The 12,686-nt window shown below is 36.5% G+C and carries 14 protein-coding genes; all 14 read left to right on the forward strand.

What is annotated here, in order from left to right; translation table 11 throughout:
* Positions 1–14 precede the first annotated feature (14 nt).
* Positions 15–1,025, forward strand: coding sequence for a chemotaxis-specific protein-glutamate methyltransferase CheB (gene cheB / locus J5J05_RS11850; RefSeq protein ID WP_208560877.1), 1,011 nt, complete (start codon positions 15–17; stop codon positions 1,023–1,025).
* 4 nt (positions 1,026–1,029) lie between these two features.
* Positions 1,030–1,809, forward strand: a complete 780-nt coding sequence (locus J5J05_RS11855; protein WP_208560878.1) for a CheR family methyltransferase — start codon at positions 1,030–1,032, stop codon at positions 1,807–1,809.
* A 24-nt stretch (positions 1,810–1,833) separates the two neighbouring features.
* Entirely contained in the window at positions 1,834–3,858 is a 2,025-nt protein-coding gene (locus J5J05_RS11860) for a chemotaxis protein CheA (RefSeq protein WP_208560879.1), read from the forward strand.
* A complete protein-coding gene (locus J5J05_RS11865) occupies positions 3,855–4,457 on the forward strand; it encodes a chemotaxis protein CheC (protein WP_208560880.1) in 603 nt (200 codons plus the stop codon). The genes J5J05_RS11860 and J5J05_RS11865 overlap by 4 nt, the downstream gene beginning before the upstream one ends.
* A gap of 22 nt (positions 4,458–4,479) precedes the next feature.
* Entirely contained in the window at positions 4,480–4,842 is a 363-nt protein-coding gene (locus tag J5J05_RS11870; RefSeq protein WP_208560881.1) for a response regulator, read from the forward strand.
* An 83-nt stretch (positions 4,843–4,925) separates the two neighbouring features.
* Positions 4,926–5,342, forward strand: a complete 417-nt coding sequence (locus J5J05_RS11875; RefSeq protein ID WP_208560882.1) for a chemotaxis protein CheW — start codon at positions 4,926–4,928, stop codon at positions 5,340–5,342.
* Positions 5,342–6,346 carry a flagellar motor switch protein FliM gene (fliM, locus tag J5J05_RS11880; protein WP_208560883.1) on the forward strand — a complete coding sequence of 335 codons (1,005 nt, stop codon included), beginning with the start codon at positions 5,342–5,344 and terminating at the stop codon, positions 6,344–6,346. Before J5J05_RS11875 ends, fliM begins: the two co-directional genes overlap by 1 nt.
* A complete protein-coding gene (gene fliY, locus J5J05_RS11885; RefSeq protein ID WP_208560884.1) occupies positions 6,339–7,448 on the forward strand; it encodes a flagellar motor switch phosphatase FliY in 1,110 nt (369 codons plus the stop codon). The genes fliM and fliY overlap by 8 nt, the downstream gene beginning before the upstream one ends.
* Positions 7,449–7,661: 213 nt before the next feature.
* Positions 7,662–7,946, forward strand: coding sequence for a flagellar biosynthesis anti-sigma factor FlgM (flgM, locus tag J5J05_RS11890; protein WP_208560885.1), 285 nt, complete (start codon positions 7,662–7,664; stop codon positions 7,944–7,946).
* A 6-nt stretch (positions 7,947–7,952) separates the two neighbouring features.
* Complete coding sequence (gene flgN, locus J5J05_RS11895; protein ID WP_208560886.1) at positions 7,953–8,318, forward strand: flagellar export chaperone FlgN; 366 nt, start codon at positions 7,953–7,955, stop codon at positions 8,316–8,318.
* Between the two features lie 14 nt (positions 8,319–8,332).
* A complete protein-coding gene (flgK, locus tag J5J05_RS11900; RefSeq protein ID WP_208560887.1) occupies positions 8,333–9,820 on the forward strand; it encodes a flagellar hook-associated protein FlgK in 1,488 nt (495 codons plus the stop codon).
* A 3-nt stretch (positions 9,821–9,823) separates the two neighbouring features.
* Entirely contained in the window at positions 9,824–10,738 is a 915-nt protein-coding gene (gene flgL, locus J5J05_RS11905; protein ID WP_208560888.1) for a flagellar hook-associated protein FlgL, read from the forward strand.
* A 212-nt stretch (positions 10,739–10,950) separates the two neighbouring features.
* A complete protein-coding gene (locus tag J5J05_RS11910) occupies positions 10,951–11,790 on the forward strand; it encodes a flagellin N-terminal helical domain-containing protein (protein ID WP_208560889.1) in 840 nt (279 codons plus the stop codon).
* A 147-nt stretch (positions 11,791–11,937) separates the two neighbouring features.
* A partial coding sequence (locus J5J05_RS11915) for a flagellin N-terminal helical domain-containing protein (RefSeq protein ID WP_208560890.1) occupies positions 11,938–12,686 on the forward strand: 749 nt, incomplete at its 3' end.

Here is a 12,686-nt window from a genome sequence, read left to right on the forward strand (position 1 = left end):
AAGGAAGCTGGACAATGTCGATAAAAATAATGGTCATTGATGACTCGGCATTCATGCGTAGAATTATGAGTCATACACTCCAAGAATTTGAAGGGGTAGCAGTACACAGTTTAGTCAGCTGTGGTAAAGACGCAGTCGCAAAATTAAAAAGCCCTTTACCAGACCTGATCACGATTGATGCACAAGTAGCAGATTTGACCGAAACAGGTGACCTAAAAAAATTAATTCAAAAAAATAATATTCCAGCAATTATGATAAGCTCTTCGGATAGTAAAAAAGAAACAACAATGAAAGCACTTGAAGTCGGAGCAGTGGATTTTCTATTAAGACCACAGGAGTTAAATAAAGACTGGACTGTTTTTCAAGAAATGCTAGAAAAAAAGATTCGTTTATTTGTGAAATCGAAAACCAAACCAATTGAACGTGTGAGTACGGTGAGAAAAGCTACAAATCACCAATTTACGATGCCAGTTGAAGCGATCGTTATCGGTGCTTCGACTGGCGGACCAAAGGCATTGGTCGAAGTCGTACGTGAGTTGCCAGCGAAGATTGGTATTCCCATTTTTATTGTCCAACATATGCCTAAAGGTTTCACCACTTCTTTTGCAAAACGATTAGATGCTTTATCAGGCTTAACGATCGTGGAGGCGGAAGATGGACAAAGAATTCAGAAGGATACCGTTTATCTCGCTCCTGGTGGGAAACATATGCTAATTGATAAAGATCGTATCTTGCTGACAGAAGAAGATAAGATTCACGGTGTTCGGCCGGCAGTCGACTATCTATTCGAAACTGCAGCAATCAAATACGGTCACCATCTTGTCGGTGTAGTACTGACGGGGATGGGGAATGACGGCGCAATAGGCAGTAAAGCAATCAAAGAAAGCGGCGGATATATGATTACGCAAAATCAGGAGACCTCAGTCATTTATGGTATGCCAAGGAATGTCGAAGAAAAAGGGTATTCTGACAACGTAGCGAGCCTTTATGATATTGGAAATATACTAAAAAATATGATTGGATGATGACATGGCGACTTTAAATTTCGATTTCTTTTACGAATGGGTTCTTAGTAATTTAAATATCAACCTTGACGCGTACAAAGAAAAACAATTACAACGTAGAATTGGCACAATTATGAAACAGTCAGGTTCAACGACTCTTGAAGAGTATGCAAAAATCATTTCCACAGATGAAGCAATCAAGAAACAATTTTTGGATTATATCACAATTAATGTAACGGAATTTTTTAGAAACAAAGATCTTTTTGAGAATTTTGAATTAATGTTGAATACTCATTTATCACCTAGATTCAAAGAATTGAAAATTTGGAGTGCAGCTTGTTCTATCGGTGCTGAACCTTATTCATTAGGGATGATCATTCAGAAAAATGACATTAAGCTTCAGCAAAAAATCATTGCTACGGATATCGATCGTACGATTCTAGATCGAGCAGCTAAAGGGTATTACCGAGAAAATGAATTGAAAAATGTTTCTTTGACAGATAAAGCAACTTACTTCGAACTGAAAGATGGCTATTATTATATTCAAGAATCAGTTAAACGAAAAATTCAATTCAAGCAACATGACTTGGTTCAAGATCGTTATGAAAAAGGGTTTCACGCAATTGTCTGTAGAAATGTTACGATTTATTTTAAATCTGATGTTAAAGATGAGATCTATAAAAAAATGTCTGAATCACTTGTTACAGGCGGTCTACTATTTACTGGTGCTACAGAAACGATTTATCAACCAGAAAAATATAACCTAAGAAAAGTTGCTTCATTTATTTATGAAAAAATAGAATAACCAAGAATGTAGGAGGAAATGAGTATGGAAGATAATAGTGCCTACCGTGACCTGTTTTTTGAAGAAACAGACACAAACTTAGAGATACTAAACGAAGAAGTCTTGAGACTTGAACAAAACCCAGATGATACTGAAATCATAGATTCTATTTTCCGTGCAGCCCATACCTTGAAAGGGATGGCCGCTACAATGGGATATAATACGATGGCAAAACTCACCCATTCAGTGGAAAACGTATTTGAATTATTTAAATCAAGAACAGCCAAAGTTGATACAGGAACAGTCTCTCTGATTTTTGACTGCTTAGATACGTTAACGGATATTGTAGAAGCCCTTAGAGCAGGAGAAAGTGACGAATTAGATATTTCAACACTTGTTTCTAGATTAGAAGCCGTTTCAGATCGAAATACTGAGGTACCTAAAGAAGCCCCAGCACCTGTTCAAGAAGAAGGTATGAATTTAGAATTGTCAAACTTAGATCTCTCTGATTTGACTGTTATTGAACAAGCTGAACAATCAGGGTATAAAGCATATGCGATCGCTGTTAAAGTTGATAACGAAAGCTTTATGAAAGCAGCTAGAGCATTTCTTGTCATTAATAAATTGGAACAAGAAGGGGACATTATTCACACTGAACCTTCTGCAGATAAAATCGAAGAAGGAGAATTTGAAGAACATTTCAAATTGCTTTTACTCAGTAAGCAAGGAGAAGCTGAGTTAAAAGAACAAATTCTTGAAACAAGTGAAATAGAAGAAGTCTTGATCGAGCAATTCAAAAAAGAAGTACTCGTTGAAACACCTAGCGCTGCTTCTGAAGAAGAAACGATCGAACCAACAGTAGAAGAGAATGTAGCATCAACAGAACAAGAAAAATCAGCTGCACCTAAAAAATCGATTTCTAAACAAACGATTCGAGTCGACTTAACAAGACTGGATCAGTTCATGAATTTAGTCTCGGAACTGGTTATTCATCGAACAAGACTGGAAGATTTGACTGAAAAACAAAAAATTCACGAACTAACAGAGCCACTGACAGAAGTTGGCCGTATCACAACTGAACTTCAGGAACTTGTTTTGCAATTACGGATGCAACCATTCAACGTTGTATTACAACGATTCCCAAGAATGCTACGGGATTTAGCCAATGAATTGGGTAAAGAGATCCAACTCGTTACAGAGGGTGAAGATACCGAACTCGATCGTACAGTTATCTCAGAAATTGGCGAGCCTATTATCCACTTATTGAGAAATTCAGCGGATCATGGGATCGAAATGCCGGATGAACGAGAAAAATTAGGTAAGCCAAGACAAGGAACAGTTAAGTTGGCCGCTTATCCAGAAGGTAACCGAGTCGTTGTGACTTTAAGTGATGACGGTAAGGGATTGAATCCGCAAATGTTAAAAGCTAGTGCGGAGAAAAAAGGGATTCCGACAGCAGGTCTTTCTGATGAGGAGTTGCAACAACTGATTTTCCACCCAGGATTTTCAACTGCTGCTCAAGTAACCGGCATATCTGGACGAGGCGTAGGAATGGATGCCGTTAAACAAAAAATTGCTAGCTTAAACGGCACGATTGAAACCATTAGTGAAGTAGGTAAAGGAACAACCTTTAAAATCATCCTACCGTTAACACTTTCTATTATTCAAGCATTGTTAGTTAAATCAGGTGGAGAAACCTTTGCTGTACCTCAAGCGATCATTGATAAAGTTAATCGCTTTAGTGAAGAAGAAGCGGTACAAGTTCATCAGAGAGAAGTCTATCGTTATGATGGAGCGACCATTCCAATCACTCGTTTGACAAGAGCATTAAATATGGAAGAAACGGATGATCGAAACTCACACATCATTATCGTTTCAATCGGTGACGAAAAACATGGACTCATTGTTGATGAGCTCGTTCAACAAAAAGAAATCGTGATTAAAAAACTAGGAAAAGAGCTTAGAGATATGAATCAATTCCTAGGTGCCACAATCATGGGTGACGGGAGTATTAGCTTAATTCTTGACTTAACATCTATTTGTAAGGATAGAAAGGAAGTTAATATATGACACCAGACGATTCTTTACTCCGCTTAGATGCATTACAAGAATTGGTCAATATAGGCGGCGGAAATGCAGCAACAAGTCTTTCAAAACTGATTGACAGAAAAGTAGAAATGGATGTTCCGACACTTGAGATCATGGATTACGATGAGGTTTTTCAAAAGATACGCGGCGAAGAAGAAGTAGTCAAAGCGGTCTTGATGAATGCACTAGGAGACGAAGAAGAATACGGAATTTTCTTATTCGTTGTTGATCCTAGTGATGCTGATCAATTGGCTAGTATGATTATGCCTGAAGGTATAGAGCTAACGGATGAGTTGATAGACTCTTCCATTTCAGAATTAGTAAATATACTGGTTCACTCTTTTATCACAGCAGTCATGAAAGTGATTGACACAATGATCATTTCCACTGTACCGATCATGTTGGAAGATATGTTTGGATCAATCGTCAGCAGTGTTTATATGGAACAAGAACAATATGATCAGAACATTTTTATCATAAAAAATGAATTTTATAGTCTTGGACACAAAATTGAAGGAAGTTTGTATTTTGTACCCAAGCCTGGTGTGTTAGAATTATTATTGCGTCACTTAGGCGTATAGAATCGAAGGGAGAAATTTAAAAATGGCTAAACGAGTATTAATTGTAGATGATGCAGCATTCATGCGAATTAAATTAAAAGATATTTTAGAAAAAAACGGATATGAGGTAGCAGCAGAGGCACAAAATGGTGTAGAAGCTGTTGAAAAATTCAAAGAAGCAAAACCTGACTTGGTAACAATGGATATCACTATGCCAGAAAAAGATGGCGTAGAAGCACTAAAAGAAATTAAAGCACTAGACCCTAGCGCAGTGGTATTGATGTGTTCAGCAATGGGACAACAGTCAATGGTAATGGACGCTATTCGTGCAGGAGCAATTGATTTTATCGTTAAACCTTTCGATACAGAACGTGTTATTAAAGCCTTAGATAAAGCAAGTCAGTAAAATAATTAAAGCGGTGAAGCTGTGCAGTCATAATATTGTCACACCTACACCGCTTTATACTATGTATAATAAGGAGGGATGAAATGATGCAAGTTATCGTATTTCGTCTTGGAGAAAGAACCTATGGATTTTCAACTGATAAAGTAGAAGAAATTACAACAACCCTTACAACGACAAATGTACCGCATTCACCGGACTGGACAGTTGGTCTTGTTAACTTGAGAGGACAGGTCATGACACTTGTCGATCTTGATAAACGCTTGAATGAACCTAGTTCTACGGACGATGAGTGGTACAAGAATACAATCATTGTACATACAGAAGATAACCCGATAGCCTTAAAAGTTGGGCCTGTAATCGGTGTTACGGATGTAGAAGAAGATGAGGTGCAGTCTAACGGGGAAGAAGATTCTGTGATTTCTGGCTATCTATCTGTCTATGACAGTATCGTTAGCATTATTGAACTTGATCAGATCTTTAAGGAGAAAGAGGAAGTATAATGAGCCAAACAGTCCTGTCACAACAAGAAATTGATGCGTTGTTGGATGCAATGGACAGTGGCGAAATTGATACAGAACAAATGGTAGAGGAACTGGATTCCCCTAAAGTCAAACCGTATGATTTTCGTCGACCCGTTCGTTTGTCAAAAGAATACTTATCAACGATTACAATGGTATTCGAAGACTTTGCAAAAATCGCAGTCAATTTATTGTCTACCCAATTGAGAAAACCCGTGGATATTAAAATTGCGGCTATTGAGCAAGTCTCGTTCGACGAGTTTGTTCATTCGGTCCCTAGTTTTACCATGATGGGTATCTATCAGAGCAAACCACTAAGTGGAATGCAAATCATCGAAATCAATCCGCATTTTAGTTTGCAGATGATCGAATTACTCTGCGGCTATAATGTCGTATCCGAAGATGATTTCCCATCGGATAAAGATAGCTTCACAGATATCGAACGTGCAATATTAGAAGATGTTACGAAAGTGTTTATTCGCTCTTTCGAAACTGCTTGGAAAGATATAGTAGAATTAACGGTCAGTTTAGAAAACACTGAGACCAACCCGCAATTACTACAAACAATGTCTCCGAATGAACCTGTTTTACTGGTAACATTCTCAGTCACACTGGATGATCAAAAAACGTTTATTAATATGTGTGTACCATATATATTCTTTGAAGATATCTTAGATAAACTCAGTTTCCGTAATTGGTTCCATTCTGGAAAAGAGTTTGATGCTTCAGAACGTGGACAGATGACCAAAAATCTTGATCAAGTTCCTTTGAATCTGGAAGTATTATTGGGCGAATCAAACATGAAAATCTCAGACTTCCTTGGTATGGAAGAGGGAGACATCATTCAACTGAATGAAAAGACATCCAAACCATTAACCATGTATGTTGAAGATAAACCATATTACAAGGTGAAACCAGGAATAGTTGAAAATAAATTAGCAGTAGAGGTAATGAAATTTATGGGAGGAGAGAGTACAGATGAGTAGCGGTCAATTGTCACAAGAAGAAATCGATGCAATGTTAAATGGTAATGCTTCATCTAGCGAACCCGATGAACCAACAACACCTGATTATTCTGATGAAATTAATCAGAATACAAAAGATATTCTCGGTGAAGTTGGAAACATCTCGATGTCTCAAGCAGCTACCACTCTTTCTCAGTTATTAAATCGTTCAATCAAAATCACAACACCTGTGGTATCAGGAATCACTTTGCAGCAAGTCGTAGATCAATGTGAAGTACCAAAAGTTGTAACGACAATCGGATTTAAAGAAGGATTAGTCGGAAATAATGTATTGATGATTGATGTTAATGATGCAGTGATTATTGCAGATTTAATGATGGGAAATGATGGCAAAGATGTAGAAGACAAAGAATTTACAGAATTAGAATTAAGTGCTGTAGCAGAAGCGATGAATCAGATGATGGGAGCCGCTTCAACAGCAATGGCAACGATGTTTAGCAAAAAAATAGATATCTTACCGCCAATCGTTGAAATGTGGGAAAGTCCTGAAGAAGCCAAGTTAGATAATCTCACTGATGGTGAGCTTATGTGCAAAACTTCTTTCCACTTAAGTGTTGAAGGTTTACTTGAAAGTGAAATCATGCAAATTCTACCAATGAAAACAGCAAATGAGATCGTTGAGATCATGTTAGGCGATGAAGCAGAAGTTCTTCAAGGACGCACACAGGAAGAAGCTGTTAACGAAGCACCAAGACAAGCAGCTCCTGAACCAGAAGCACCTAGAGCTTCGAAACCACAAGAGCCTGTTAATATACAAAAACCTCAATTCCAGGATCTTGAACAAACTGGCGCGAAATCTTCTCCAAGAAATCTGGATTTGATTATGGATGTGCCACTTGATTTCAGTGTTGTACTTGGAAAAAGTAAAAAAACAATCAAAGATATTTTATCTTTAGGCACTGGATCAGTTGTTGAATTAGATAAAATGACGGATCAACCATTAGAAATTTATGTTAATGGTAAGTTGATCGCCGAAGGTGAAGTCGTGGTCATCAATGAAAGCTTTGGTATCCGTATCACAAATATATTAAGTAAAGAACAACGAATCAATCATTTGAATTAATCTAGCGTTACCAGACATGGACTTTTGTTCGTGTCTTTTTTTGTCCACTTTAATTATCTTTAGGTTTAAGCTATACTATAAAAGTTAATAACTTAAAAAATAGCCTTAATAAAAATAAAAGACTGCCGATAGTAAATAATGTATAAGACAATAATAAAGTCTAAAGATATAACACGCTGAATCTAACTAAAAATAATATAAAAAGAGGCGATCATGATGAAAATCAATAACCAACATAAAAATTACGTAAATGCTGTAAACCAAACAAAATCTGGTCAATCCACTAAACAAACAAAAGCTGAAGGCACTGCAAAAAGCCAATCACATGTAGAAGTGAATATTTCTAAAGAAGCACAAGCATTACACGATGCAGATAAAACAGCTTTTTCTGAAAAAGTTCAATCAATCAAAGCTGCCATACAAAATGGTGAGTATGAAGTAGATGCAAGTAAAATCTCTTCAGAGCTTGTTCGCACGATTCAATCACAAAAGGGGTAACGAAGCATGTCTAAGACAACAATCGTTTTAACGAAGATGTCAGATCTTAAAACCTTACTGTTAGAAGAGCGAGCAGTCTTAATCCATAATGATGGTGAAAGACTGCTTGAACTCGTTTCAGAAAAAGAGGCGCTTATGCTAGAACTCGCTTCATTTGACGAAAATGAGATCAACATTGATGAGTTAGTTGAAGCAGCAAAGGAAATCAAAGAACTACAAGAAACGAATATCATGCTTACAGAACAATCATTGAGTTTTACAGAACAACTCATTTCAAATATTCAAAAAAATGTCACAAAGAAAAATACCTACTCTAAAAAAGGTACATTTGAGAAATCTGGTCAGACTGCATTTTTAGATCAGTCTTTATAAAGGAGCCCATACATATGTCAGGATTATTCGGTACATTAGGAACAGCCACAAGTGGTTTACGTGCACAACAAAATGCTCTTCAAACGATCGGTCATAACGTATCAAATATGACCACTCCAGGTTACTCTAGACAACGAGTGAATTTACAGACAAACGTTGCTCAAAACATACCTGGTGTTGGACAAGTTGGAACAGGCGTTCAAGTTGGTAGCATCACACGTATGCAAGACCAGTTTGTTATGAACCAATTAATGAACGGAAATTCAACAACTGGTCGCCATCAAGCCCTTTCGGATACGATCGGTCAGCTTGAAGCAACATTTAACGAACCTTCTTCTACAGGATTAGCCAATCAAATTTCTGAAGTCTTCAATGCGTGGACATATTTGGCTTCTAATCCAGAACAAGCAGCTTCAAAAACAATGCTTGTCCAAACAAGTGAAACCTTTGTCGATACCGTGAAGCATATGTCTAATTCAATGGCAGCTTTAAAAAGAGATACGGTTCAAGGGTTAGAAAAATCTGCAGTAGATGCGAATTCTACATTAAAACAATTAGAAGACCTAAACCAACAAATTTGGCAAGCTTCTGTTAGAGGATTTGCACCTAACGACTTGCTTGATACACAAGATCAACTAGTAAATAAATTGGCAAGCCAAGGAAACATTACAGTTGAGAGAGATAAATATAATCGTGCATTCGTATCAATGGATGGACAGAATTTACTAAATGCAAACACACGAAATGAAATCATGACTGTTACTAGCTTAAGTGAATCTGGACAAGCTGTATTATCAGATGGAACAGTTCTTGAAGATCCCGCTGAATTAGGACAATTTGTTGTTAAATCAGGAGTAGATACTGATGTGACTTATAAACCTATCACACTGGAATCTGGTAATGTAAAAGGTACACAAGAAGCACTCGCTGTTATTGATGGCATGCAAGAAGATTTGAATGAATTTGTATTTAGCTTTGCTACAGCAGTGAATACGATTCATAGTAATGATGGAGAAGGAAGAGCCTTCTTCGATGTATCGCAAGAAAATGCTGCTAGTACGATTCAAGTCAATCAAGAAATCAAAAAAGACAATAATCTGGTCGTAACAGGTAAAGATATGAATAATACCATAGCAGGTGACGGTTCTAGAGCGCAATTGATTTCTAGTTTGAAAAACACACCAATCTCTATCAATACGGACTGGTATTCAAAAGATACAATGACGATATCATCAGGTCAAAATAGCTCTACATTATTTAGTAAGTATAATGGTATGGTTACGAATATGGGGATCATCAAACAACAGTCTGATAATATGTTAGATACGCAAGAAGGTTTGATGGCTTTATTGGAACAACGTCGTGATTCAGTTTCTGGTGTAGATGTGAATGATGAAGTTGTTGATATGATTAAATATTCAAGTGCTTTCCAAGCCAATTCAAGAGTCCTTCAGACATTATCAGACATGCTGGATACCTTGATCAACAGAACTGGGGTGTAACCGATGCGAGTAACGAATGCTCTTATGTCAAAAAGCTTTATGCGTAATTTAAATAATAATATGAAAAATGTGTATACCTATCAGGAACAACTTTCCACCATGCAACAAGTAAGTCGTCCAAGTGACGATCCATTAAAAGTCTCTAAAGTGTTAGACTTAAATAACGAAATCAAGCAAAATGATGAATATAAAACAACAATCAATGATTCAATCGATTTTGCTAACGTACAAGATTCTGCCTTGGGTAACGCGACTACATCTATTCAAAGAATTTATACTTTAACGCAACAAGCTGCCAATGGCACCTACAACGATCAAGATAGACAGGCTATAAAAGCTGAAGTCGAAAATGAGATCGATACTTTAATGGATTCATTGAATACAAGCTTCGGTGGCCGTTATATCTTTGCTGGGAATAATACAACTACTAAACCTTTTACAAAAGAAGCGTCAGTTGATGGCGCGATTCCTAAAGTCACATACAATGGTACAGCTGATAATACGTCTAAAGAAATCGCTCGTGGCGTTACAATAGAACTTAAAACTGACGGTAGCAAGTTGATGTTAACGGGTGAAGATGGTAGCGATCTAGGGACTTTCTTTAATGATTTGTTAACAGCACTTGATAGTGGAGATACTGAGCAATTAGGTGGAGATTTATTGAGCACTGTTGATAAACAAATGAACAATATTATCAATTTGCGTACGGATATAGGTGCCACTCAAAATCGTTTAGTAGCTGCTAAAGATCGTAATGAATCAGAATATTTGAATTTAAAAACAACTTTTTCAAATACTCAAGATATAGACTTAGCTGAAACGTACATGAAGTATTCAATGGAAATGGTTTCTTACGAAGCTTCATTACAAATGGGTACAAAAATTCTACAAAATAATTTATTAGATTACATTAGATAAGGTTATGATTTTTTTGATTCTAATCTAATGTTTCAAAGCTATTGATATTAAAAAGTGTTGTCGATTCTTTCGATGATGCTTTTTTTATTTGATTTTAATTCTAGTAGTCTACTCTATAAGGAACGAATTCGAGGCATTTCATTTGAGGCGTTTAGCTTACTTAATGTATATTTAAATGGCTGTCATAATAAGAATTAAGGAGATAAATCAAAATGAAAATAAACTCAAATATCGTAGCAATAAATACATACGCGCATTTAACAAAGGCAAATCAATCGAAAAAGGGTTCATTAACAAAATTATCATCCGGTCTAAGAATCAATCAAGCAATCGATGATGCAGCTGGACTTTCGATTTCTGAAAAGATGAAAAATCGAATCTCAGGTTCGAACCAAGCTTTACGTAATGTTCAAGATGGTATTTCATTAATTCAGACTGCAGAAGGAGGGTTGAACGAAATGCATTCTATTTTGAATAAAATGCGTGATTTATCTATTCAAGCAGCCAATGACACGTATAATAACAACGACTTAAAAGCTATTCAATCAGAAGTAGACGATTTAAAAAAAGAAATTGAACGCATAACTCGTACGACGCAATTTAATGGTAAAAATCTTTTAGACGGTACAGTAAAAACTTGTGGTTGTAAAAATATTTCATCTTTTACCTTTCAAATTGGTTCAGATGCTGATGAAACGCTTACCATTAAAATTTCTGCGATGGGTACGTCACATCTAGGTGAAAAGAATGCAAAAATAGCGAATCTCGATATTGTTCAATCATCAGCTATTGGCGTTATCGATGAAGCAATCGAGCAAATATCGAAGCAACGCACTAATTTAGGTGCACATCAAAATCGTCTTAACTACACGAGTAATACTTTATCCTCAACCATGCAAAATTTATCAGAAGCCCATTCACGTATTCGTGATGTCGATATGGCTGATGAAATGATGAGTTTTACAAAAGCAAATATCTTCTCACAAGTGTCAACAGCTATGCTTGCACAAGCGAATCAATTACCTCAAGGCGTTTTACAATTATTAGGGTAACATGATCAATTTTAGGACGATTAACGCTTTGAATAGTAAACACTTTATTTATCTTTTTTATTTTCATTTAGTGCTTAACTTATATTGTATTAAACCGATTATGTAATTAGAAAGAAATTAACCTAATTATAAATGGAGGAAAACAACATGCGTATAAATACAAATACAGCAGCGATGAATACATACTCTCGTTTGTCACAAGCAAATACTGCAAAGAGTGGTTCATTAGCTAAACTATCATCAGGATTAAGAATCAACAAAGCAGGCGACGATGCAGCAGGTCTTTCAATCTCTGAGAAAATGAAAAACCAAATCTCAGGTTTGAACCAAGCAACTCGTAACGCTCAAGATGGGATCTCATTGATCCAAACAGCAGAGGGTGCATTGAACGAAACACATTCAATTCTAAACCGTATGCGTGATCTTTCTGTTCAAGCGGGTAACGAAACAAACAGTGAAGATGATTTATCTGCGATTCAATCAGAAATCAATGAATTAAATAAAGAAGTAGACCGTATTGCTAGTACAACTCAATTCAATGGTAAAACTTTATTGGATGGACAAGTATCTCCAGCAGATGGAAAATCAACATTCAAATTACAAATTGGATCAAACACAGGCGCTAATGATACTTTGACTGTAAACATCGCAGCAATGGATTCTGCTAACTTAGGAACAACAGCTACTAAGCTTTCTGATATTAGCGTTGTTGATAAAGCGGCAGAGGGTGGAAATCCAGCAGTAACTGGAAATCACACAGAAGCGATTCAAGTTATAGACGAAGCGATCAAACAAGTATCTGAACAACGTTCAAACTTAGGTGCGAACCAAAACCGTTTAGATCACACGATCAATAACTTAACAACAACTAAAGAAAACTTGTCTGAAGCGAATTC

Source organism: Marinilactibacillus kalidii (genome assembly GCF_017599325.1).
Taxonomy (GTDB): Bacteria; Bacillota; Bacilli; order Lactobacillales; family Carnobacteriaceae_A; genus Marinilactibacillus; species Marinilactibacillus kalidii.